At 66.5% G+C, this 22,669-nt stretch carries 20 protein-coding genes; 16 read left to right on the top strand and 4 right to left on the bottom strand.

All coding sequences use genetic code 11. The features are described 5' to 3' along the window. Positions 1-268 precede the first annotated feature (268 nt). On the bottom strand, positions 269-1,303 hold the full coding sequence (locus tag ACFQXB_RS09705; protein ID WP_377402795.1) for a polyprenyl synthetase family protein: 1,035 nt from the start codon (positions 1,301-1,303) through the stop codon (positions 269-271). 253 nt (positions 1,304-1,556) lie between these two features. Between ACFQXB_RS09705 and ACFQXB_RS09710 the strand changes: the two genes are divergently transcribed. After that, positions 1,557-2,213, top strand: coding sequence for a hypothetical protein (locus ACFQXB_RS09710; protein WP_377402798.1), 657 nt, complete (start codon positions 1,557-1,559; stop codon positions 2,211-2,213). Between the two features lie 1,028 nt (positions 2,214-3,241). Here the strand turns inward: ACFQXB_RS09710 and ACFQXB_RS09715 are convergent. Both ACFQXB_RS09715 and ACFQXB_RS09720 read right to left on the bottom strand, forming a co-directional pair. Next, positions 3,242-5,413: an esterase-like activity of phytase family protein gene (locus tag ACFQXB_RS09715; protein ID WP_377402801.1), complete on the bottom strand. Its 2,172-nt coding sequence runs from the start codon at positions 5,411-5,413 to the stop codon at positions 3,242-3,244. A gap of 68 nt (positions 5,414-5,481) precedes the next feature. Next, positions 5,482-5,604, bottom strand: coding sequence for a hypothetical protein (locus ACFQXB_RS09720; RefSeq protein WP_377402803.1), 123 nt, complete (start codon positions 5,602-5,604; stop codon positions 5,482-5,484). A gap of 337 nt (positions 5,605-5,941) precedes the next feature. Between ACFQXB_RS09720 and ACFQXB_RS09725 the strand changes: the two genes are divergently transcribed. The 14 genes from ACFQXB_RS09725 (at position 5,942) to ACFQXB_RS09790 (ending at position 19,779) form a co-directional block, all read left to right on the top strand. After that, positions 5,942-6,427, top strand: a complete 486-nt coding sequence (locus tag ACFQXB_RS09725) for a TRAP transporter small permease (protein ID WP_377402806.1) — start codon at positions 5,942-5,944, stop codon at positions 6,425-6,427. Beyond that, positions 6,420-7,724, top strand: coding sequence for a TRAP transporter large permease (locus ACFQXB_RS09730; protein ID WP_377402809.1), 1,305 nt, complete (start codon positions 6,420-6,422; stop codon positions 7,722-7,724). Before ACFQXB_RS09725 ends, ACFQXB_RS09730 begins: the two co-directional genes overlap by 8 nt. Positions 7,725-7,751: 27 nt before the next feature. After that, complete coding sequence (locus ACFQXB_RS09735; protein WP_377402812.1) at positions 7,752-8,765, top strand: TRAP transporter substrate-binding protein; 1,014 nt, start codon at positions 7,752-7,754, stop codon at positions 8,763-8,765. A 103-nt stretch (positions 8,766-8,868) separates the two neighbouring features. Beyond that, complete coding sequence (locus ACFQXB_RS09740; RefSeq protein ID WP_377402815.1) at positions 8,869-9,849, top strand: VOC family protein; 981 nt, start codon at positions 8,869-8,871, stop codon at positions 9,847-9,849. Positions 9,850-9,851: 2 nt separating this feature from the next. Beyond that, positions 9,852-11,375: a bifunctional 3-(3-hydroxy-phenyl)propionate/3-hydroxycinnamic acid hydroxylase MhpA gene (mhpA, locus tag ACFQXB_RS09745; protein WP_377402818.1), complete on the top strand. Its 1,524-nt coding sequence runs from the start codon at positions 9,852-9,854 to the stop codon at positions 11,373-11,375. Between the two features lie 3 nt (positions 11,376-11,378). Next, entirely contained in the window at positions 11,379-12,221 is an 843-nt protein-coding gene (locus ACFQXB_RS09750; RefSeq protein WP_377402821.1) for a fumarylacetoacetate hydrolase family protein, read from the top strand. A gap of 38 nt (positions 12,222-12,259) precedes the next feature. Next, positions 12,260-13,054: a DNA-binding transcriptional regulator gene (locus ACFQXB_RS09755; RefSeq protein ID WP_377402824.1), complete on the top strand. Its 795-nt coding sequence runs from the start codon at positions 12,260-12,262 to the stop codon at positions 13,052-13,054. A 365-nt stretch (positions 13,055-13,419) separates the two neighbouring features. Next, the gene (locus ACFQXB_RS09760) at positions 13,420-14,313 is read left to right on the top strand and encodes a LysR family transcriptional regulator (protein ID WP_377402827.1); all 894 of its coding nucleotides are present in this window, start codon (positions 13,420-13,422) and stop codon (positions 14,311-14,313) included. A gap of 101 nt (positions 14,314-14,414) precedes the next feature. Then, complete coding sequence (locus ACFQXB_RS09765; RefSeq protein ID WP_377402830.1) at positions 14,415-15,221, top strand: carbon-nitrogen hydrolase family protein; 807 nt, start codon at positions 14,415-14,417, stop codon at positions 15,219-15,221. A 12-nt stretch (positions 15,222-15,233) separates the two neighbouring features. Further along, on the top strand, positions 15,234-15,905 hold the full coding sequence (locus ACFQXB_RS09770) for an RraA family protein (protein ID WP_377402832.1): 672 nt from the start codon (positions 15,234-15,236) through the stop codon (positions 15,903-15,905). 38 nt (positions 15,906-15,943) lie between these two features. Next, positions 15,944-16,996: an ABC transporter substrate-binding protein gene (locus tag ACFQXB_RS09775; RefSeq protein WP_377402835.1), complete on the top strand. Its 1,053-nt coding sequence runs from the start codon at positions 15,944-15,946 to the stop codon at positions 16,994-16,996. A 12-nt stretch (positions 16,997-17,008) separates the two neighbouring features. After that, entirely contained in the window at positions 17,009-18,112 is a 1,104-nt protein-coding gene (locus ACFQXB_RS09780) for an ABC transporter ATP-binding protein (RefSeq protein ID WP_377402839.1), read from the top strand. Beyond that, complete coding sequence (locus tag ACFQXB_RS09785; RefSeq protein ID WP_377402842.1) at positions 18,109-18,972, top strand: ABC transporter permease; 864 nt, start codon at positions 18,109-18,111, stop codon at positions 18,970-18,972. Before ACFQXB_RS09780 ends, ACFQXB_RS09785 begins: the two co-directional genes overlap by 4 nt. A 12-nt stretch (positions 18,973-18,984) precedes the next feature. After that, complete coding sequence (locus tag ACFQXB_RS09790; RefSeq protein WP_377402845.1) at positions 18,985-19,779, top strand: ABC transporter permease; 795 nt, start codon at positions 18,985-18,987, stop codon at positions 19,777-19,779. 231 nt (positions 19,780-20,010) lie between these two features. On the opposite strand, the gene ACFQXB_RS09795 is transcribed toward ACFQXB_RS09790, so the two are convergent. Continuing rightward, on the bottom strand, positions 20,011-20,922 hold the full coding sequence (locus tag ACFQXB_RS09795; protein WP_377402848.1) for a LysR family transcriptional regulator: 912 nt from the start codon (positions 20,920-20,922) through the stop codon (positions 20,011-20,013). A gap of 110 nt (positions 20,923-21,032) precedes the next feature. Between ACFQXB_RS09795 and mdlC the strand changes: the two genes are divergently transcribed. After that, positions 21,033-22,613 (top strand): benzoylformate decarboxylase, encoded by a 1,581-nt coding sequence (gene mdlC / locus ACFQXB_RS09800; protein WP_377402851.1) that lies wholly within the window; start codon positions 21,033-21,035, stop codon positions 22,611-22,613. Positions 22,614-22,669: the final 56 nt, after the last annotated feature.

Raw genomic sequence — 22,669 nt, forward strand, 5'->3', positions numbered from 1 at the left:
GTCATGGCCGTGCTCCGGACAGCGGCCATGGCGGCCACGCGCCCTTCCTGCCCGCGGGGGTGGCGCCACAGCCCGACACGCCGCAGCCGACTGTGCCAGGCCGCGACGCGCCGGGCGCACCGCAGGGGCGATTGTCCCGGCGGCCTCCTGCGGCCTCCGCCGGACCGGGCTTGCACGCCCCAAGCGCCCGCCCGGCGAGCGGAAACACGCAGGCCCGGCCGGGGGTAAGCCCCGCCACCGCAGAGGGCCCCACGCCGATTGCGGCGCGTCAGGCCGGTGCCCGGTGCGGCAGCACACGGCCGATGAAGCGGCCGATCTCTTCGATGGGGAAGCCCTGCGCATGCAGGATCCGGTCCAGTTCGGCGCGCTGGTGTTCGTAATGGCGCGTCGCCTCGGCCCGGCCCCGCGTGGCAAGGATGCCCTGCCCCCGCCCCGGCGCCGCGTCGCGCCCGGTATCCTTGCCAAGGGTGGCAGCCTCGGCCAGCACGTCCAGCAGATCATCATAGCACTGGAACACCCGTCCGATCTGACGCGCAAGCCCGGCCAGGCGCTCGGCCTCGGGCGTGGCCAGGCCGCGGATCACCGCCAGCATCGACAGGCCCGCGACGAACAGCACCCCCGTCTTGAGATCCTGTTCGCGCAGCACGCCCGCCTCGGTCTTTTCGGCGTGCAGATCCAGCTCCTGCCCGGCACAAAGCCCCTCCGGACCAAGCGCATCGGACAGGATCATCACCAGCTGCATCCGCTCGGGCGCGCCAAGTCCGCGCGCGCCCGCCAGCAGGCGATTGGCTTCGGTAATCAACGCAATCCCGGCCAGGATCGCGCGGCTTTCGCCATGCACCACATGCGAGGCCGGCTGCCCCCGCCGCAGCCGGGCGTCGTCCATGCAGGGCAGATCGTCAAGGATCAGCGAGGCGGTATGCACCATCTCGATCGCACAGGCCGCATCCACCAGCGCATCGGGAACCGCGCCCGAGGCCTCGGCCAGCTGCAGCATCAGCATGGCCCGGAACCGCTTGCCCGGCGCCAGCAGCGCCTCGGACATCGCCCGCCCCAGCGCCGGCGACTGGCGCCCGAACCCGGCGGCCATTTCCTGCAGCCGCGCCTCGATCCGGGCCTGATGACCCCAGGCGCCATCCCGCAGCACGGCGTCGTCGCCTCGGGCACCTGGACCCTCGGCCCCGGTATCCCGAGCACCGTCCCCGCCCGTGGCCGCCGCAGGCTGGGCCATTGTTCCGGGAACATATTCCTCACCGGTTCTGTCAGGGCGGCACCAGCCGATGCCCTCCATCGTGCTTGTCATGATCTACCCCCTGCGCCGCGACCTCACAACTGTGACGTGTCGGGCTCATGCTGTCCACGTCTCCGTGGGTCTGCCTGCGCGAAAGCCCCGGGGCCTGTCCCGCCCGCCCCGGCCTCTGGCCGATGTTCTAGGGCACGACCTGGCATGCGCAAGATGCGCGGCAAAATTGTGACGCCCTCTTCGCTTCGTCGGGCAGTTGTCACACACGCGCGCAGCCGTTGTCACACACGCGCGCAGCCTTAGATCGCCGGGGATGAACAAGCCTGCCCGCCCCCCGTCCTGCGCCTTGCGCGCCGACGATCCGCACCTGCGTCACCGGCATGCCCTGCTCCGCCAGGCGCCGTCCCTGCAGGCAGTGCAGGTGTTCTTTCTCGCGCTCATCCTCATCGATATAGCCCGTGGGGCGCCCTGGGCGGCGCTGGGGGCGTTCGGAGGACTTGGCGCCTGCCTTCTCGTGCCGGCGGTGCGCGAAAAGAGCCGCTTTACCGTGCCGATCCCGGTCGATCGTGCCACGGGAGCCTTCGTTTTCGCCACGATCTTCCTGGGCGAACGCGTGGCATTCTACGACCGCTTCTGGTGGTGGGATCTTGCCGCGCATTTTCTGGCCGGAGTGCTGCTGTGCAACCTCGCGGCGATCCTGTTCGACCAGTTGACGCAGGCGGGTCCACGCCTGCTGCGGGCGCTTTTCATCTTCGGCCTCTCGGTCGCCGGCGCCGCGCTCTGGGAGGTGGTCGAATACCTGCTTGATCTGGTCTTCGACGCCGATGCGCAGCGGGGCAGCCTTGACGATACGATGACGGATATCCTTGCCCATGTTCTGGGCGCGCTGCTTGCCACGGCGGGCCTGGTCCGTCGTGGCGCCGTGCAAGGGATGGGCCCGCGCCAGCCAGGCCCCGTTCAGCGCGGCTGAAGCCCCGGCACGCGGTTGCGCCGTCCGACCCCGATGCTGCCTTCGCGGCGGCCGCAGCTTCCTCGTGTCGCAAAAGGGCGGCATGAGGGGCGCGAAGAAGCATGGCAGAAGCCGGGACGCGGCCGTGACTTCTGCGACCGGAAAGCCGCGCAGCAACAGCGTCACCGATCCGGACGTCACGCCGGCCGGAAGAGCGGCCCGCCGTGCCTGCGCCACCGCGCCTGATCGGCGCGACATTTGAAAGCGGGGCGGCGATCCGCCTCGGCATGACATTGGCGGTCCCTGGCGCTGCATGGACACCGGCCGAACCGCTGTGCGTCGTCCCATGCCGGGACCACGCCGCTGGGTCGGCGCGGCGGCAGATCAGGCACATTGCGCCTGACGACGACGGGCGCCGCTCCTTCTGCCGGAACCGACAGCCAGAGGCGCACGGCCTTCTGGACAGGCGGACGACACCGCAGTCGAGGTAATGACCAGCAGATGCCGACGTTCCCGGGTGCGCCTTGGCCGCGTCCGGTCCGGCGACGTTCCCAAAGCCCGTCGCGATCCTGATGATCCGGATCTCGTGCCGCCAGCCCGTGCAGAGGACGGGACGATCCGCCCAGAGCCCGCGAAGCCCGAAGACGGCACGACCGGGACGGCATGGCGGCTGTCTGCGTGCGCATGGCCAGACAGCCACGCACGGGCGTCCTTGCCGCAGCAGCCTCAGGGGGCGACTGCCGCCCTTTCTTGCCGATCCGCCGCAACAGGCAAGCCGCAAAACCCATGTCAGCAGCCGCGCTCCGGGGGTGACCACCGCTACACCCATCAATCATTGCTCGGCCTGGGCAAGGGAGCATTACCGATCCCGCCAATGCCGGCGGCAGCGGCACGATCTGCACCCTTCAAGCGTCTCACGACGATGAGGCAGAGACATTCCCGGGCTTGGAGGCAGCGCGGCAGGGGCCGGCAGAAGGCGCCTGGACCGGCAGGTCCGGGACGATCGGCGTCACAGAGGCGGCAGGCCGGCACGGGCCGGCCGTCCCGGTTCAGTCGATCTGGCCGATGCTCCAGAACAGCGTCTCGCCCGACGCGTCCTGCAGACCGTCATTGTCGGTCACGACCCATGCCGTGCCTGCCGCGTCGATGGCAAAGCCTTCGATCTTGTCCTGCACATAGCCATTCAGTGCACGAAGGTCGGGAATGAAATCCCGCACCAGTTCCTTTTCGACGACCGGCAGTTCACCGCCCAGCGGCGCGGGCTGGAGTTGCGAGATGGCGACACGATAGAGCTTCTTCGTCTGCGCTGCCTCCCCGATCAGGTTGTCGCGCTCGACCACATAGGCCCAATCGCCGTGCAGGGTGATTTCGGAAAGCCCGATCCAGGCGCCCTCGGCGGGCCTGTCGAGCGGGTAATGCACGGCGCCCCAGGTCTTTGCCGCCGTATCATAGGCGACCAGCTTCACCAGACCGGCAGGATCGTCGCGCCATTCACGCTGCACGGCCATCCACAGCCTGTCCCCCTGAACGGCGATGCCCTCGAAGCCGAAGCGGATCTCGTGAGCCAGCAGTTCCGCAGGCAGGGCAATCTCCTCGCGGATCTCGCCCTTCGCGTCGGTGCGGTAGATGGCATGCGGGATCAGGCGGTCCGTCCGTCCCTCGGAGGCGAGCCAGAACCCGCCGTCGGCGGCCAGAGCGATGCCTTCAAGGTCAAGCTTCTGGGCGGGCTGACCCGCGCGCGTGACGACGATCCTGTCGGTGATCCGTGCCGGGCTCTGGGTGGCATCAATGGTGAAGATCGAGGGCTGCATGCCAAAGACGCTGTCCGATACCGCATAAAGGCGTCCCGGCGTCGCGGCATCCGCGACCATTCCCGACAGCGCCCCCCAGCCGATCAGCGTCTCGGCGCCCTCGGAGGTGATCATCGGATAGGCGGCCGGACCCTCCTGCCATTCATAGATCATCACATGGCTGCCCGCCGCACCATCCGCCCGGCCGTCCAGTTCGTTGGCCGTGACCAGAAGGCCACGCGACGGGATGGCCACGACGCCTTCGGGGCTGATGCCCGAAGGCAGAAGCTGGTGCAGGCGCGGTGCGGCAAGATCCGACACGTCATAAACCGCGATCAGCGAGGCGCGCTCCAACGCCACAAAGACCATCGGCACTCCGTCGAATGTTGCCGCCTCCATGCCCTCGGGCTCGATTCCCTTGGAATGGCTGCGATGCTCGGGATAGTGGCCGATGCGGATCACGGCATGTTCCAGCGTGTTGCCCGCGTCCCAGACCGGCGTGCCGTCGCGGCGGAAGACCGACCAGCCGCGCGTGCCGCCCGTCCAGTCGCCTTCATTGGCGAAGGCGACATGATCGGCATCAAGCCATTTCACCGCATCGGGTTCGCGCGCCGTCGCCGCCTTGCTGCCCGAAAAATCCAGGGCACCGTCGCGGCGCGTGTCGATCCCCTCAAGCGCCACCTCGCCGGCCGGGAAATGCGTCAGCACCGCACCATCGGCGCCGATGATGACGATATGGTTGTTTTCCTGAAGCGTGACGACGATTTCGCCGGCCGCGTTGATATCGACGAATTCGGGCTCGGGATCTTCGGGGAAGATGTCGGCCAGCCCGGTCAAGTCGATCACCTGCAGCGCGCCGCAATCGGCCTGGCCATCGGCGATGGGCAGCTTGACGACAAAACCCGCCGGCATCTGCGGCAGCCCGCCATCGCCCAGGCTCTCGTCCCGCTCGTTTTCGATGGCGATCGCCAGGAAGCTGCCATCGGGCGCCTTGGCCACGGCATCGGGCTGCCCGCCGAGGTCGCATTCCCCGGTGATCGACATGCTGACCGGATCGACAACCACCAGCTTGCCCGAGGGATCCGCGAAGCTTTCCGAGGTGTTGACCCCGACATAGGCGGACGCGCCGATGAAGACTGCCGTGGTCGGCTCGCCGCCCATGTCGATACTGCCGATCGCCCGCGGCGCCTCTGGGTCCGTGATGTCGATCAGGCCGATGACGCCAAGGGGGCTGTCGGAATAGATCAGCATCATCCCGTCTTCAGAGGCCGAGACGATCTCGGCCGAGCTGGTGCGCGACCGATCCTCGCCCTCGGCCATGTTCTCCGTCACCGGAAAGCTGGCGATGCGGTTGAAATGGCGCTCGGCAAGCGCGGGGGTTGCAGCGATAAGTGCCAGCATGGACGACAGGCAGGTGGAACGGATGGACATGGCGCCTCGCGAATCTGTTGAGCGAGGCCGGAGCCTAGCTGCGGCGTGTCACAGATCCGTGACGCGCGTCAGCGCAGCTCGCCGCCGCCATGGCACGCCCGCACCGGCAGTCCGAACGCGCCAGGCTGGTGATTCCGACGCATCCGGGCGGCAGCCACCGGGCTGATGTCGTCACAGCCCGGATCGGTCATGCTGCTCTCGCCGCTCAAGGCCTATCTGGCTGCCGCCATCGCCGCGGGGCGGTGAACGACCTGATGGCGGCCGTCGGCTTCCGGTCGGTGCTGGCCATCTGCTGACAAGCTGTGACACGACGATCGCCGGCGTGGCCGCGGCAACGCCGCAGGCACCCTCGCGGGCGGGACGGCGATCTGTCCGCCTGGCGGACGTATCGCAAATGATGCATGAAATCACCGCCACGATGCGGCACCTTCCGGGCCGGGAACAGAGTCGCTGGTTGAGGGGAGAGATCATGCGCTCAGACATCACGATCGGTCCGGCGCGCCGGGCAGCCGCTGAAAAGATCATGGCATGAGGGGCAGACGACGCTCGGCCCTTCTGTCGTCGCTGCTTTACGCCTCGGCGGGCTGTTTCGTGCTGGGCGCGGGGGTCACCGTGGTGGATGTCGCGCTGCGCGGGCTTGCCGGGCGCAATGTGCCCGCCGCGATCGAGCTTACCTCCTTCGCAATCGGGCTGGGGGCGCTTCTGGCGATGCCGGCCTGCTATTGGCTGCGCAGCAATGTCACCGCCCGGCTTCTGTCAGAGCTTATGCCCCGGCGCTTCGGTCGACCGCTGTCGCGCCTGGGAGCGGCGAGCGCGGTGGTTTTTGCGGCGGTCCTGTTCTGGGTCATGGCGGGCAACACGCTGTCAAAGATCGGGTCGCCCGAAACCTCGCGCGATCTGGGCCTGCCGATGCCGGTGCTGCTGGGCATTGTGTCGGTGACGCTGGGCCTGTCGCTGCTGGCCGCGCTTGTCGGCCTCTGGACCGAATGGCGAGGGGCGCGCCCCCATGATTGACGGTCTGATGATGGGCGGGCTCGGCTTTGCCGCGGCCATTGTTCTTGTCCTGCTGGAGGTTCCGGTCGCCGTGGCGCTTGGGCTGGTGGGCCTTGGCGGAGCCGCAATGATCCTTGGGCCTGGTGCCGCGGCGACCATCGGCGCCACGACGATCTGGGACAGCCTGACGAATTACACGCTGACGATGCTGCCGTTGTTCGTGCTGATGGGCAATCTGGCCGCGCAATCTGGGCTTTCGTCGCGGCTCTACCGGTCGATGACCACGCTGATCGGGCACCGCCGGGGCGGGCTGTCGCTGGCGACCATCGGCGCCTCGGCAGGGTTCGGGATGATCTCGGGTTCGTCGCTGGCAACGACGGCGACGATGGGCCGGATCGCGCTGCCGGAAATGCGCGCCGCAGGCTATTCCAATGCGCTCGCGTCAGGGACAGTGGCGGCGGGTGGCACGCTGGGCATCCTGATCCCGCCGTCGACGGTACTGGTGATCTATGCCTTCATCGCCGAACAGTCGATCCGTGCGATGCTTCTGGCCACGGCGGGGCCGATCCTGATCGCGGTGACGCTTTATGCGCTGGCGGTCTGGCTGCCCATCCGGCTTGGCTGGCAGGCTGCGCCCGAACGCGCCCGTGCCGACCGGGCCGAACGACGCGCGGCGCTGCGTGAATTGTTGCCGCCGCTGGGCGTGTTCGGGCTGATCATGGGCGGGCTCTACACCGGACTGTTCACCGCGAACGAAACCGCCGCGATCGGCGCGGCCGTCGTGCTGGCCTATGGCGTCCTGTCGCGCCGGCTGACCTGGGCCGGGTTTCTGGAGGCGGCGATGGATACCGCACTGACCTGCGGCGCGCTTTATCTGGTGCTGATCGCGGCCAATCTGTTCAACTTCTTCCTGGCGCTGTCGGGGCTGCCGTTTTCGCTGACCTCGATGTTCGCGGGGGTGCTGGACAGCCCGCTGACGGTGATCCTGCTGATGCTGGTGATCTATCTGGTGCTGGGCACCCTGATGGACAGCCTTGCGATGCTGCTGCTGACGGTGCCGCTGTTCGTGCCGGTGGCGCAGGCGGCGGGGATCGACCTGATCTGGTTCGGCATCTTTGCGGTGATGGTCGTGGAAATGGGGCTGATCACGCCGCCCGTGGGGATGAACCTCTTCGTGCTCAAGACCACGAATCCTGAGATCCGGATGGTCGAGCTGTGGAAGGGTGTCACGCCCTTCGTCCTGGCCGATTTCATCCGCCTGCTGATCATTATCGCGGTGCCCGCCATCGTGTTGTGGCTGCCGCAGAATGCCTTTTGAAACCGGAATCCATGGGAGGGATACCGCATGACCATGTTGAAACGCCTTGTTGCCGGCACTGCGCTTGGCCTGATCGTCGCCTCGGGGGCGCAGGCGCGCGAAATGCGCGTGTCCTCGTTCGAGCCGCCGCAGGGGTTCTATTCGGCGCAGATCCTGCAGGCCTGGATCGACGAGGTGAATCCGAAGCTTTCCGAAGGTAATGCCTTCAAGCTTTACCCCGGCTCGATGCTGGGCGCACCGCCCGCACAGGCCGAACTGGTCAAGGCCGGGGTGGCCGATGTCGCACTGGTGGTCCCCACCTATACGCCGGGGCTGTTCCCGATGTCGGGGGTGGTCGAAGTGCCGGGTATCGCCCGGACCTCGGCCCAGGGCACGGCGGTGCTGAACGCGCTGGCCGATGAAGGGTTTCTGGCGGCGGAATATGCCGATTACAAGATCATCGCGCTGTTCACCACCCCCGGCTATCGGCTGCTGATGAAGGGCAATGGCGCTTCTGCCCCGGATGATCTGAAAGGGCTGAAGCTGCGCACGCCGTCGCCCTTCGGCACCAGGCTGCTGGAGATGATGGGCGCCTCGGGCGTGTCGATTCCGGCGCCGCAGGTCTATGAAAACCTTGAACGCGGTGTGGTATCGGGGGCGGTCTGGGTATTCGATGCCTACAAGACCTTCCGCCTGGACGAGGTGGCCCCCACCGTCACCACCACGCGCATCACGGCATCGCCGATGGCAATCCTGATGAACAAGGCCAGCTATGAAGCCCTGTCCGAGGATGACCGCGCGGTGATCGACGCAATGGCGGGCCGCGGGGCGGCCGAATGGGTCGCAGGCGTGGTCGATGCCGCGGATGCCGCGCTGGAACAGGGCTTCCGGGACGGGGGCAAGGTGACCTTCATCGACCAGGAAGGCGAAGCGGCCGAGGCCTGGGCGGCTGCCCTGTCCTCCGCCTCGGAACTCTGGGTGGCCGATCAGGCCGATCCGGCGGCGGCCCGCGCCGTTCTGGACCGCGCAACCGCGGTTGCCAGCGAAGCGACGACGAACTGAGCCCATCCCCTGTCCGCCTGATGGACGGACAGGGGGCCGCCCTTGGGTCTGGCGCCCGGCTGCGCCAGAACGGGGCACACATCACGAAGCAAGGATGCGAACCATGGCGATTTCGGCACTGGGTTATCTTGGCGTGCGCTCTGACAAGTTGGAGGACTGGTCGGATTTCGCGGGCAGATTGTTGGGGATGCAGAAGATCGACCGCGGCGGCAAGGCGCTGGCCTTCCGCATGGACGACCGCATGCAGCGGCTGCTGGTTTCCGACGAACCCGGCGAGACGCTGGCCTTCATGGGCTGGGAAGTCGCGCGGAAATCCGACCTGCAGACCTATGCCGCGCGGCTGGATGCGGCGGGCGTGCTCGTGCATCCCGGATCGCGTGAACTGGCCGACCGGCGCTTCGTCGCCGATCTGATCTGGTTCGAGGACCCGATGGGCAACCGGGTGGAACTGTTCCATGGGCCGATGATCGCCTCTGATCCCTTCGTGCCGGGCCGGCCCATCGATGGTTTCAACACCGGGCCGCTGGGCATGGGCCATGCGGTGCTGCATGTGAAGGACATCGACGTGATGTTGCCCTTCTACCGCGACCTGCTGGATTTCCATGTGTCCGACTACGGGCTGGTGCCCTATGGGCTGTATTTCTTCCATGTGAACAACCGCCATCACAGCTTTGCGATGGTCGGCTCGGGCCAGGCGGGTTTCCACCATTTCATGGTCGAGTTCCTGAACCTCGACGACGTGGGACAGGGCTATGACCTGGCGCAGCTGGAAGAGGGCCGGGTGGCCTATACGCTGGGCCGGCACACGAATGACTACATGACCTCGTATTATGCCCATTCGCCCTCCGGGTTCTTCGTCGAGAACGGCTGGGGCGGGCGGCAGATCGACCCCGCGACATGGCAACCGCATGAAACCCACGACGGGCCAAGCTTCTGGGGGCATGAACGGCTTTACCTGCCCGAAGAGGGCGGGCGCAAACGGCTGCGCGACATGCGGCTTGAGGCAGCCGAGCGCGGGCGCCGGGCGCCGCCGATGGCGGATTGCCCGTGGCTCTACGGGGAACTTGCGAAACAGGGGCGCTGAGCATGACAACACAAGAGGCGATGCAGACCGAGGAAGAGTATGACGTGGCGATCGTCGGCTATGGCCCCACGGGCGCCACGCTGGCGCATCTGCTGGGCGATTGCGGGCTGAAGGTGGCGGTGCTGGAACGCGAAAGCGCCGCCTATCACCTGCCGCGGGCGGTGCATTTCGACGCCGAGGTGATGCAGGTTCTGCAATGGATCGGCGCCGCCGAAAAGATCGAACCGCTGACCGCGTTTCACCCCGGCATGCGCTTTGTCGATCCCGATGGCAAGCTGCTGCTGGACTGGCCGCGCCCTCAGGGCATCGGCCCGCAGGGCTGGCGCGCGAACTACCGCTTTCACCAGCCGGATCTGGAGCGCATCTTGCGCGAGGATCTGGCCCGGCGGCCCGGCGTCAGCATCCGCACCCGTTGCGATGTGTTCCTGGTGGAAGACCGGGGTGACCACGTCCACCTGCGCTACGAGGACATGTCTTGCGGCCGCGTGCGGGGCATCCGGGCCAAATATGTGGTGGGCTGCGATGGGGCACGGTCGCTGATCCGGCGGTTCATCGACACCGGGATGGAGGATTACGGCTTCCACGAACGCTGGCTGGTGGTCGATGTGATCCTGAACCAGGAAAAGCCCGAGCTGGGCGATCATTCCATCCAGTATTGCGACCCGAAGCGGCCGGCGACCTATGTGCGCGGCCCCTTCCTGCGGCGGCGCTGGGAAATCACCGTGCTCGAGGGCGAGGATGCACACGCCCTCACCCAGCCCGAGGCAGTGTGGAACCTGCTGTCGCCCTGGCTGCGCCCCGACGAGGCGCGGCTGGAGCGCACGGCGGTCTATGTGTTCCATTCGCTTGTGGCCGATGACTGGCGGCGCGGGCGGCTGATCCTTGCCGGCGACGCCTGCCACCAGACACCGCCCTTCATGGGGCAGGGCATGTGCGCGGGTGTGCGCGATGTGGCGAACCTGTACTGGAAACTTGCGCTGCTGTGTCAGGGCAAGGTGACGGGCGCGGCCGCCGAAGCGCTGCTGGACAGCTATGAATCCGAGCGCAAGCCCAATGCCCGCGAATACATCCAGACCGCCGTGCGCCTGGGCGGGCTGATCAACACCTGCGGCACCGAGGCGGCGCTGCGCGCGGCCCTGCCGGTGGGCGATGGCAGCGCGCGGATGACCTCGATCGCGCCGCCCATCGGGCCGGGCCTGGGATCGGGTCCCCTGGCCGGGCGTCTGTTCGGCCAGCCGTGTCTGGCCGATGGCCGGCTGATGGATCGCGCCTTCGCGCATCGTTTCGTGGTGGTCGCCCATGCCGATCTGGCAGCGGGCCTGACCCTGCCCGACGGCGTGGCGCTTGTCACCACCGACACCGCGCCCGATGCTGCGGCGCATCTTGAACGTCTGGGCGCACGCGCGACCGTGCTGCGCCCCGATCGCCACACGCTGGGCGGCGCCGATACACGGGCCGAACTGGAGGCCCTTCTGGCCCGCATCCTGCCCGCCCCGATCCCAACCCCCGAACCGGAGATGATCTGAGCCATGAAACTGTGTTCCTTTTCGAAAGACGGCCGCGCCAGCTATGGCCTGATCGTCCCGTCCGGCATCGTCGATCTGGGCAGGCGCCTGCCCGAACCGACGCTGCGCGATTTCCTGGCCTCGGGCGACATGGGCCGCGCTGCGGCGCTTGCGGGCGAAGCCGCCGATCATGCCTTTGACGCGGTCGAACATGCGCCGGTGATCCCGAACCCCGACAAGATCATCTGCGTTGGCCTGAACTATCACGCCCATGTGCAGGAAACCGGCCGCACCGAAACCGCGAACCCGGTGCTGTTCGCCCGCTATGCCGGAAGCCAGATCGGCCATGGCGCGGCACTGGTCAAGCCGCGGGAATCGGATGAGTTCGATTATGAGGGCGAGCTTGCGGTGATCATCGGCAAGGAAGGCCGCCGCATTTCCGAGGCCGATGCGCTGGATCATGTCGCGGGCTATGCCTGCTATAACGATGCTTCGGTCCGCGACTGGCAGAAGCACACGCACCAGTTCATGCCGGGCAAGACCTTCGCCGGCACCGGCGCCTTCGGCCCCTGGATGGTGACGGCGGATGAAATCCCCGACCCGACCAGGCTGCGCCTGCAGACCCGCCTGAACGGAGAGGTGGTGCAGGACACCGGGGTCGATCTGCTGATCACCTCGATCCCGCGGCTGATCGCCTATTGCTCGACCATCCTGCCGCTTCTGCCGGGCGATGTGATCGTGTCGGGAACGCCGGGCGGTGTGGGCGCGCGGCGCAACCCGCCGCTGTGGATGCGCGACGGCGATATCTGCGAGGTGGAGATCACCGGAATCGGCACGCTGTCAAACCCCGTGCGCGCCGAGGCCTGAGCCTTCCGCCGCCCGCCGGCTCGTGGCATGGTGCAGCCATGACCGACGCCCCCGATCCGCCCCGCAAGGAGACCGTGCGCGCCCTTGCGCGCGGCCTTGCCGTCCTGCGCCATGTCAATGCCATGGGCGCGGCCCGCCCGTCCGAGATCGCGCAAGCGCTTGGTCTGGCACGTCCCACCGTCTATCGCCTGCTCGAGACGCTGGAAGAGGAAGGCTATGTCACCTTTTCGGCCAGTTCCAACCGCGTCCGGGTGACGCGGCTGGCGGCGGCGCTGGGGGACGGGGTGGCGATCACCTCGCAGATATGTCAGGTGGCCGCGCCGGTCCTTGCGCGCCACGCGCCGAAACTGCTCTGGCCGCTGGATCTGACGGTGCATGACAATGCCGCGATGGTCATTCAGGAAACCACCCATGCCCGGTCGCCGCTGTCGATTGACCGCGGCATGACGGGTTACCGTCTGCCGATGCTGCGCTCGTCCGCGGGGCGGGCCTATCTTGCGCATTGCAGCGCGGGGGAACGGGAAATCATCCTCGAGCATGTGCGAAGGCTTGGCGAACCGGCGGATCTGCCGTTTCTGGAGCCGGGGCGCCTGAACCATCTGCTGCACGATGTGGAGCGGAAAGGCTTTGCCATCCGCGACGGCGCGGAATTCCGTCCCCACACCGCCTCGATTGCGGTGCCGCTTCTGCGCGATGGGGCGGTGCTGGGCTGCATCTCGATCATCTGGATCGCCAGTGCCATGAGCACCGCGAAGGCGATTGAAACCAGCTTTGAGCCGCTGCGCCGGATGGCCTCGGAAATCGTGCAGGGGCTGCAGGCGTCTCAGGCCTGACGGATTCACAACGCTCACAGTCAGCCCCGCGCCTCCTGGTCCGCTCTGGACGACATCGACGGTTGGCCCGGGTCGGTCCAACCCGCCATCCTGACCAGCCGCCAGCCAGTCTTGTGATGTCATCTGCGGTGCGCCTTTTCTCCCCCGGCCGGCAAGGCCAAACCGCATAAAGCGGGCTGGTACCGCTCCCGCAACCGAGGCGAGAACTCGGCAACAGCGATGATCCCCCACCCGCCTTTCTTGGACATGGAGGTGGCAACGTGTCGGCGCCCGCACGATCCTGGCTCCTGCCCGACCTCACGGGTTCATGACAGGGTTCAACTCTTGGTCCAGTGTCACCTGGACGGGATCAGGAGTGTAGCGACATGAACTTGCGATTCATCGAAACCTTTCTCTGGGCCGCGCGGCTCGGCAGCTTTCGGGCAGCGGCAGAGCGTCTCAATATCACGCAGGCGAGCGTTTCGAACAGGGTCGCAGCGCTTGAAAGCGAGATCGGGCACCAGCTTTTCGAGCGGCTCCCGGGGGGTGTGCGCCTTTCCTCCGTCGGGCAACGCGCGATTGAGCCCGCGGAAGAGCTGCTGCGCGTGGCCATCAACTTCCGCGATGCCGTGGCACATCCCAGCCTGATGCGAGGCACGGTTTCGATCGGCACGATCGACTCGATCGTTCATGCCTGGCTGCCCCGGTTCATCGAGCAGGTAAAGCTGCGCTACCCCGCGCTTTCGCTCGATCTCAACGTGGATACATCCTTCGCAGTGGCCCGGGATGTTGCAGACCGGAAGATCGATCTCGCGCTTGCCATGGGGCCGGTCCATGCGCCGGGCCTCAAGAATGTGGATCTGGGCAGGATGGAATGCGTCTGGGTGGCGGCGCCGGCATTCGGGCTGAAGGGCCTCAGCCTGACGCTGCGCGATCTGGCCAGCTATCCGATACTGGCCTTTTCGCGCAACAGCGTGCCGCACCAATGGTTGCAGCGGCAGTTCGATGATCTGGGGCTGGCGCCGGTCATCTCCAACTCCAACTCGCTGGCGACGATCATCCGGCTTGCGCGCGACGGCATCGGCATCGCCCCCCTCCCCCGCGCCATTCTTGCGGATGCGCTGCAGGAAGGCGCGCTGGAGGTGCTGGACGTGGCGCCCTCCTTTCCGGCGCTCATGCTGCATGCCGCCTATGCCGACGACCCGGACAACACGGTGCCGTCGATCCTGGCACAGATCGCGCGCGACAGCGCCTTGGACAGCCAGATCAGGAGTGGCTGAGCCACGCTGCAATAGCAAAAACCTATCACAGCCCGGAAGATTTTATCGTTTGTCACAGCTTCATCAGGTGGCCAGACTTCCTGCAGGAAAGAGAAGGAAACATGATGAAGGTCAGCCTTGTTCAGATGAATTCGGACTCCGACAAAGCGCGCAACATCGCCGAGGCGGAACGCCTGGTACGCCAGACCGTTGCAGAAGACGCGCCGGATCTGGTGGTTCTGCCGGAATATTTCGCCTTTCTTGGCGAGGGGCGCGACAACATCCATGGCAGTGGCGAGAGCTTCCCCGAGGGCGAGATCTGGCAGCGCATGTCAGCCCTTGCAGCCGAGCTTGGCATAACCCTGCATGCAGGCTCGGTCGTGGAAAAATCCGGGAACGGCCATTTCAACACGACCCTGGTGTTCGGCCCGGACGGAACGGAACTCGCGCGCTACCGCAAGATGCACCTTTTCGACATCGACGCCCCGGGCGGAACCGCCTACCGCGAATCCGATACGATCAGCCGCGGCGAAGAGATCGTGACCTACAAGGTCGGCGATGTCACGGTGGGCTGCGCCATCTGCTACGACATCCGCTTTCCCGAACTTTTCCGCGCCCTGCGCGACCGCGGTGCGGATGTGATCGTTTTGCCGGCGGCCTTCACGCTGATGACCGGAAAGGACCATTGGGAAGTGCTTGCGCGGGCGCGGGCGATCGAAACCCAGACCTATTTCCTCGCCGTCGGCCAGACCGGCGCACATGCGGAGGGGCGCAAATGGTGCTGGGGCCATTCCATGGTGATCGATCCCTGGGGACACGTGGTCGCGCAGTGTTCGGACGGCGTGGGCACCGTTGCCAGCCGGCTTGACATGGCGCGGGTGGCCCAGGTCCGCGCCGATGTCCCCGTCGCGCAACATCACGTCCTCTGAGGAGCTGCCCGCATGTTCATCGTCAACCCGATGCCCGCCCAGATCGACCCGGCACTCATCACGCGGATGGAACGGGTCGAGACCGCCACGATCGGCCACTTCCTGCACTCCGGCTTCATGGACCGCGATCTGCGCGCCGTCCTGCCGGAAAAGCGGATTGCCGGAACAGCCGTGACGATCCGACTGCCGCATGCGGATTCCACGGCGCTGCACTATTTCACGAAGCTGGTCCGCCCGGGCGATTTCGTCGTCGTGGACCGGTGTGGCGATGACAAACATGCCTGTTGGGGCGGTGTCGTCACCCATGCGATGAAGAACGCCGGCATCGTCGGCGCGGCCATCGACGGCCCCGCCACCGATTTTTCCGAGATCCGCCGCGTGGACCTGCCGATGTGGTGCCGCGGCCCCTCGCCGATCACGACCAAGATCCTGGGCCTTGAAGGGGCGATCAACGTCGCCGTCAGTGTCGGCGGGCAGGTCGTTCACCCCGGCGACGCGATCATTGCCGATGAAAGCGGCATCATCGTCCTTTCCCCCGATCAGGCAGCCTGGGCCACCGACAAGGCTTTGGGAATGCAGGAGAACGAGCTTGTCCTGCTGGACCGGTTGCGCAAGGGCGAATGGCTGCCCGACATTTCCGGCGCGACCCGGATCGTGGAGGAGAAGACCGCAACGACCGCCTGAACCGACATGTGAAGAACAAACCAGCAGAGGAGATGACAATGACCAGACGTGTTAAGCAGATACTCGGAACGACAGCAGCTTCCCTCGCGCTCGTGGCGGGGACGGCTTCGGCAGAGACCGTTGTGCTTGCGGCTTATTCGGGCATCTTCCAGGATCATTACACCGCTGCCGTCGTGGAGCCCTTCATGGCGGCAAACCCCGACATCACGGTCGAGTTCTACGGAATGCCGAATTCCGCGCAGATGCTCGGGACGCTTCGCGCGCAGTCCGGCGCGCCGCAGATCGACGTGATGATCCTGGACATCTCGGTGGCCAAGGCGGCAACGGACGAAGGCCTTTTCGCACCGATGGACGAAAGCGTCACCAGCCATGTCGCCAACCTCTATCCGCAAGCGCGGGCCGAAGGGGTGAATGCGGCGGGCGTCACGTTTGACAACCTCGTGCTTCTTTACAACACCGGCGCCATTTCCGAAGCCCCCACATCCTGGACCGAACTGTGGAACGATCAGCACGCGGGCCGCGTGTCGATCCCGGCTGTGCCGGATATCCAGGGCACCACCCTGACCATCATCACCAACCAGATGGAAGGGGGCGGCGATTATGGCGAAAGTGTCGAGGCCGGCATCGAGAAGCTGATGGAACTTGCGCCAAACGTCCAGACGTGGGAGCCGCGCCCGGATGTCTACCAACCCATCTCCAGCGGCACCGCCGATATCGGCATCGGCTGGAACGCGCGGGCGCAGGTCTATGCCGACCTTTCGGACGGCGCGCTCGGGGTGGTGCTTCCCGAAGAAGGCAGCGGTTTCCAGATCAACGTGATCGCGCTTGTGGAGAATGCCCCCGCGGATGAAGCTGCCCGCCGCTTCATCGACTATGCCCTCAGTCCCGAGGCTCAGGCGGCCTTTACCGAGGCCATGTTCTATGCCCCCACGAATACCGAGGCCGCTGCCCTGATCTCTCCCGAGGCAATGGATCGGACGGCCGCGGGGTCGATGGACCGGATGATCGATATCGACTGGCTGCGCGTGGCCGCCATCCGCGATGCGATCACCGAAGAGTGGCGCCGCCGCATCATCCCGCTCAGCCGCTGAGGGTGGGCACGGATGCATAACGCCCCTGCTGCCCCGCCCGCTGCCGAAGATCACCTTGTGCTTGAACAGCTTGGAAAAAGCTTTGGTACCGCGAATGTCATTCCTTCCCTCTCCCTTGCGGTCCGCAAGGGAGAGATGGTTGCCTTTCTCGGCCCGTCCGGCTGCGGCAAGACGACAACGCTGCGCATGATCGCCGGCCTGATCACACCCAGCCGCGGCCGCATCACGATCGGCGGGCGCGACATCACGCATGTGCCCAGCCATGACCGCGACATGGGGCTGGTTTTCCAAAGCTACGCGCTGTTCCCGCACATGACCGTGCTGCGCAACGTGGCCTTCGGGCTGGAAATGCGCAAACTGTCCCGTTCCGAGGTGCGCGCCCGGGCCCTGCGCGCCCTGGAAATGGTGCAGCTCGCGCATCTTGCCGACCGGAAGCCGCGTGATCTTTCCGGGGGGCAGCAGCAGCGGGTGGCGCTCGCGCGCGCCCTCGTCATCGAGCCGTCCATCCTGCTTCTGGACGAACCGCTCTCAAACCTCGACGCCAAGTTGCGGGACGAGATGCGCGTCCAGATCCGTGCCCTGCAGCAGGCAAGCGGCATCACCGCCGTGTTCGTGACCCATGATCAGGTCGAAGCCCTCAGCATGTGTGACCGGATTGTCGTCATGAAGGACGGCCATATCGAACAGTTCGGGACCCCCACCGAGATTTATGAACGCCCCGCCTCGCCTTTCGTCTCGGGTTTTGTCGGCCGCACCAACCGTCTTTCCGGCATCGCCGACCGCCACGGGGTCATCACGATCGGCGACCAGCAGATCCGGGCGGCATCGGCAATGACCGGGCCGGTCGAGGTCATGATGCGCCCCCACAGGATGCGGTTGCTTGCCGCCGGCGCGGACCGCCCTTCGCCGGATGACGGGCAAAACAGCCTGCGGGGCGTTCTGGAGCGTCAAACCTTCATCGGCGATCTGGTGCAGTATCACGTGCGGGTCGGCGCGGCCGAGGTCGTGATCGAGGAAGCAACCCGTCGGGATCAGGGCGGCCCGGCGCCGGGCACGCCGGTGGACATGACCTGGCAGGCCAGCGACACATTCGTTTTTCCGGCGTCAGCGTCATGAGCGCGGTTGCTGCCCCCCGTCGCCCCCTGCGCGCCGGCGAAGTCGCGGTCCTTCTTCTGCTGCCCATTGCGCTGGTGAATGCCATGGGCTTCATCATTCCGGTCCTGAACCTCGCGCGATATTCGTTCAACCGGGCGCGCGTCGGTGGCGGGATCGAGCAGGTCTTTACCTGGGAGAACTGGACCGGCATCTTTCGCGACAAGTTCTACCTCGATATCGTCGTGAACTCCATCGGCGTCAGTCTGGGCATCACGATGACGACCCTCGTCCTCTCGTATCCGATCGCGCTTTACCTGCATCGGAGCCACGGGCGCTGGCGCACCTTTCTCACGGTGCTGGTGATCTCTCCGCTGCTGACATCGGCGGTGGTGCGGACCTATGGCTGGATCGCGCTGCTGTCGGACGCTGGTCCCGTTGTCGGGGCGATCCGCGCGCTCGGCCTGCCGGCGCCGCGCCTCATGTTCAACATCAACGGCGTCTTCATCGGCCTGACCGAGATCCTGATGCCCTACATGATCCTGGCGCTTCTGGCGGGGTTTGGCCGCCTTGATCCGAAGGTCGAGGAAGCGGCGCGAACCCTGGGTGCCTCGCCCATGCGCACGTTCTGGCGGGTGATCCTGCCGCTGACACTGCCCGGCATCGCCCTTGGCTGCCTCTTGTGTTTCGTGCTTGCCGTTTCCTCCTTCATCACCCCCAAGCTCATGGGCGGCGGCCGGGTCTTTCTGCTGGCGACCGAGATCTACGATCAGGCGATCGTGACGCTCAACTGGCCGCTGGCCTCGACCCTGTCGATCCTGGTGCTGGTGATCTTCGGCGCAGCGCTCGGGGCCTATTCCGCCGTTCTCCGGCGCCTCGACTGAAAGGAAGACCGCATGGATACCGAACGAACGTCCTGGGCGATGCGGATTCTCGTGTTTGTCCTCTTCCTCTATCTTCTGGCGCCGGTGCTTCTGGTGTTCCCGATGTCGTTCTCGGGCGATCAGGTGCTCCGCTTCCCGCCGACCTCGTGGTCCACACGCTGGTATTCGGCCCTGCTGGAGAACCGCGGGATGATGCGGGCCTTCTGGACCAGCCTTGCTCTGGCCGTGATCGTGACCGCCCTGTCGCTTGTCATCGCGATCCCGGCAGCCTGGACGATGACGCGCCTGCGCTTCAGGGGCCGGGATTTCCTGTTCAACCTGTTCACGGCGCCCCTGTTGTTGCCGACGATCGTGCTTGGGCTTGCCATCCTCATCGTCTTTGCGTCGATGGGTCTGCTTGCAACCATGCAGGGCCTCGTGATCGCGCATCTTGTCGTGACCTTGCCCTATGCGCTTCGCGTGCTGGCGGTGTCATTAAGCACGCAGAACCTGCAATGCGAGGAAGCGGCACGCAGCCTGGGGGCGCGGCCGCTTGTGGTGTTTTTCCGGGTGACGTTGCCGATGATGATGCCAGGCATCGTCGCGGCAACGGCCCTGTGCTTTCTTGTGTCCTTCGACGAGGTGGTCATAACCCTGTTCCTGACCGGCCCGCGCATCTCGACACTGCCGGTCGAGCTTTACAACTACGTCTACAATCGGGCCGATCCGCTGGTCGCGGCGGCATCCGTGCTCCTGATCCTGCTGACACTGGGCGTGATCATGATCGTAGAGCGGACATTGGGGCTGGGACGCGCCTTTGTCCGATGATCCGCGCCTGACGTGCCGCGGTCGCCGAACCTGCATGGCCCTGCGATCCACGGTTTAGGGAAGGCTGCGGAAAAGCGCGTGCAGGCGGTTTCGCAGCGCCAGAGCCGACCGTGGCAGATGGCCAGGTTCGCGGCGCCTGCCCGAATCGCGCGCCGTAGTGCAAGCGCCGCCTCCCGGCATGGGGACCACGGATTTCGCGCGGTGCTACCCGGCCTTGCGGTGCAGCACACTTCAGCGGGTCTCTTCGCGGGCAAGCTGCTGCAGGGCGCGCAGAAGCTGGACTGCTGCCGGTGGCAACTGGCCCATGCGACGGCGGTAGACATGGAAGGTGCGGCGATGGCGCAGTTCCGGGATCGGCAGCGCCACAAGCTCGCCCGCAGCCAGTTCCAGCGTCACCAGACCCCGGGGCATCCAGCACATCAACCCGCCCTTCGCCGTCATGCTTTTCAACATGTTGACCGAACGCGAGACGACGCGGACCTCGATCGTGTCGATGCCGCGGGCAAAGAAGCGGCGGCGGAGTTCGCGGGTCACCGGCGTATCCTGCGGCGGCAAGGCCCATGGGTGGCGGGCCACCTCGGCCAGCGTCACGTCGCGCGCCCGGGCCAGCGGGTGATCGGGGCTGCCGAAGACCTCGACCTCATCATGCAGGCCCTCGGGGCAGGCAAGCGCGATCTCTTCATCCAGATAAGGCTCGGGTGACACGGCAAGGTCGATCTCGCCATGTTTCAGCGCGTTCAGCAGCTTGTCCTCGATCTCCTCGACCACGAGGGCCTGCAGGCCGGGCTGCGTCTCCAGAAGCCGCTGCAGCGCGGCGGCAAGATGGCCCGAGGTGACACTACCCACCCCTCCGACCCGCACGACGCCCCTGCTGGCACCGCGCAAGGCATCCAGCAGCTTTTCCGCATTGGCCATTTCGGCCGAGACCAGGGTTGCGTAGGGCAGCAGCGCCTTGCCATAGACGTTCAGCGTGACACCGGTTGTCGTGCGGTCGAACAGGGGCGCGCCCAGATGCGCCTCGAGCCGGCGGATGATCCGCGTCACGGCCGGCTGCGTCAGATTCACCTCACGCGCGGCGCGGCCAAGGCTGCCTGCCTCTGCGGTTGCAAGAAAGACGGAAATCGTGCGCTGATCCCAGGTCATGCCGGAACGGTATGGCTTTGTGCAGAGAATGACAATTCCTTAAAGGAGCCATTCCCGCCACCATCCTCCCACAAGACAAGATCCCGGCGCTGCCCGGGACGGGAGGAGAGATGATCCACTCGGGAGCAACCCGCGCCAGCACCGTGCGCGAGGCCGTATTCGACCTGCTGCGCCACCACGGCATGACAACGATCTTCGGCAATCCGGGATCGACGGAACTGCCGATGTTCAGTGACCTGCCCGAAGGGTTCCGCTATGTCACCGGGCTTCAGGAATCGGTGGTCGTGGCGATGGCGGATGGCCACGCACAGGCGACGCGCGGGCCTGCCTTCGTCAACCTGCATTCCGCGGCAGGCGTCGGGCATGCGATGGGCGCGATCTATTCGGCCTTTCGCAACCGGGCGCCCCTGGTGATCACCGCCGGACAGCAAAGCCGCCCGCTGCTCCGATCCGATCCGTTCCTCTTTGCCGAGGCGCCCACCGTGCTGCCGCAGCCCTATGTCAAATGGGCGATCGAACCTGCCCGCGCCGAGGATGTGCCGGCGGCCATTGCCCGTGCCATTCACATCGCCTGCCTGCCGCCTGCGGGCCCTGTCTTCGTGTCGATCCCGCTGGATGACTGGGCAAAGCCCTGCGATCCGCCCGTGCTGCGCGCGGTGACGGGCCGGGCGCAGGCCGATCCGGCCGCGCTGGCCCGCCTCGCCGCGCAATTGGAGGCCGCCGGAAACCCGGTGCTGGTGGTCGGTGCAGGCGTGGATCATGACGGCGCCTGGGACAGCACGGTCGCCCTGGCCGAACACTATCAGGCGCCCGTCTGGGTGGCGCCGCTGTCGTCCCGCTGTTCCTTCCCCGAAAGCCATCCGCTTTTCGCCGGCTTCCTGCCCGCGAACGAGGCCGATATCGAACGCCACCTGGCCGGGCATGACCTGATCCTCGTGCTCGGGGCGCCGGTCTTCACCTATCACTACGAGAGGCCCGGGACCGTGCCTCCCGAGGGCGCGGCCCTGGTGCAGATCGTGGGCGATGCGCACCAGGCGGCGGGCGCGGTGTGCGGCACGGCGCTGGTGGGCGATCTTGATCTGACCTTGCAGGCCCTGCGCGACCATCGTGGCCCGCCCCGCCCACGCCGCGACCGGCCAATGCGCATGCTGGGCATCCCCGCGCCCGTGCGCGGGATCAGTTCCGCGATGGCGCTGAAGGCGTTGCAGGACCTGCGCCCTGCGACGGGCATCGTGGTCGAGGAAGCGCCGTCAAGCCGCGATGACGTGCATGATTTCCTGCCGATCGACCGTCCCGGCGGCTTCTTCGCCACGGCCAGCGGCGGCCTTGGCTATGCGCTTCCCGCCGCTGTGGGCGCGGCGCTGAGCGGCCCCGGCGAGACGGTTCTGGCGATCCTGGGCGACGGGTCGTCGATGTATTCCATCCAGGGGATCTGGAGCGCGGTGGAACACGATGCCGACGTGCTTTTCGTGATCCTGAACAACGGCGGCTACGCCGCGCTGAAGGGCTTTGCCGGCAACAAGCCGGTGGTCGGATGCGACATCGGCCATCTTTCGCTGGCGGCCATTGCCGAGGCGCAGGGTTGCCCGGCGCGCCGCATCTCGGACCCGGCAGAGCTGGAGCCCGCCTTGCGGGAAAGCTTTGCCGCCCGCGGGCCCCGGCTGGTGGAGGTGATGATCGACGCAGGCTGAGCCCCGGGGAGGGGGCCGGCGATGCGGGCGCTGCAACACTCTTGAGGAGGAGTAAG

The sequence above is a fragment of the Halodurantibacterium daqingense genome, from assembly GCF_042666235.1.
Taxonomy (GTDB): domain Bacteria; phylum Pseudomonadota; class Alphaproteobacteria; order Rhodobacterales; family Rhodobacteraceae; genus Halodurantibacterium; species Halodurantibacterium daqingensis.

Excerpts from the sequence above, each read along its gene's own strand:
- ACFQXB_RS09705 (WP_377402795.1), bottom strand. The coding sequence starts at position 1,303 with ATGACAAGCACGATGGAGGGCATCGGCTGGTGCCGCCCTGACAGAACC.
- ACFQXB_RS09710 (WP_377402798.1), top strand. The coding sequence starts at position 1,557 with ATGAACAAGCCTGCCCGCCCCCCGTCCTGCGCCTTGCGCGCCGACGAT.
- ACFQXB_RS09715 (WP_377402801.1), bottom strand. The coding sequence starts at position 5,413 with ATGTCCATCCGTTCCACCTGCCTGTCGTCCATGCTGGCACTTATCGCT.
- ACFQXB_RS09720 (WP_377402803.1), bottom strand. The coding sequence starts at position 5,604 with ATGACCGATCCGGGCTGTGACGACATCAGCCCGGTGGCTGCCGCCCGG.
- ACFQXB_RS09725 (WP_377402806.1), top strand. The coding sequence starts at position 5,942 with ATGAGGGGCAGACGACGCTCGGCCCTTCTGTCGTCGCTGCTTTACGCC.
- ACFQXB_RS09730 (WP_377402809.1), top strand. The coding sequence starts at position 6,420 with ATGATTGACGGTCTGATGATGGGCGGGCTCGGCTTTGCCGCGGCCATT.
- ACFQXB_RS09735 (WP_377402812.1), top strand. The coding sequence starts at position 7,752 with ATGACCATGTTGAAACGCCTTGTTGCCGGCACTGCGCTTGGCCTGATC.
- ACFQXB_RS09740 (WP_377402815.1), top strand. The coding sequence starts at position 8,869 with ATGGCGATTTCGGCACTGGGTTATCTTGGCGTGCGCTCTGACAAGTTG.
- mhpA (WP_377402818.1), top strand. The coding sequence starts at position 9,852 with ATGACAACACAAGAGGCGATGCAGACCGAGGAAGAGTATGACGTGGCG.
- ACFQXB_RS09750 (WP_377402821.1), top strand. The coding sequence starts at position 11,379 with ATGAAACTGTGTTCCTTTTCGAAAGACGGCCGCGCCAGCTATGGCCTG.
- ACFQXB_RS09755 (WP_377402824.1), top strand. The coding sequence starts at position 12,260 with ATGACCGACGCCCCCGATCCGCCCCGCAAGGAGACCGTGCGCGCCCTT.
- ACFQXB_RS09760 (WP_377402827.1), top strand. The coding sequence starts at position 13,420 with ATGAACTTGCGATTCATCGAAACCTTTCTCTGGGCCGCGCGGCTCGGC.
- ACFQXB_RS09765 (WP_377402830.1), top strand. The coding sequence starts at position 14,415 with ATGATGAAGGTCAGCCTTGTTCAGATGAATTCGGACTCCGACAAAGCG.
- ACFQXB_RS09770 (WP_377402832.1), top strand. The coding sequence starts at position 15,234 with ATGTTCATCGTCAACCCGATGCCCGCCCAGATCGACCCGGCACTCATC.
- ACFQXB_RS09775 (WP_377402835.1), top strand. The coding sequence starts at position 15,944 with ATGACCAGACGTGTTAAGCAGATACTCGGAACGACAGCAGCTTCCCTC.
- ACFQXB_RS09780 (WP_377402839.1), top strand. The coding sequence starts at position 17,009 with ATGCATAACGCCCCTGCTGCCCCGCCCGCTGCCGAAGATCACCTTGTG.
- ACFQXB_RS09785 (WP_377402842.1), top strand. The coding sequence starts at position 18,109 with ATGAGCGCGGTTGCTGCCCCCCGTCGCCCCCTGCGCGCCGGCGAAGTC.
- ACFQXB_RS09790 (WP_377402845.1), top strand. The coding sequence starts at position 18,985 with ATGGATACCGAACGAACGTCCTGGGCGATGCGGATTCTCGTGTTTGTC.
- ACFQXB_RS09795 (WP_377402848.1), bottom strand. The coding sequence starts at position 20,922 with ATGACCTGGGATCAGCGCACGATTTCCGTCTTTCTTGCAACCGCAGAG.
- mdlC (WP_377402851.1), top strand. The coding sequence starts at position 21,033 with ATGATCCACTCGGGAGCAACCCGCGCCAGCACCGTGCGCGAGGCCGTA.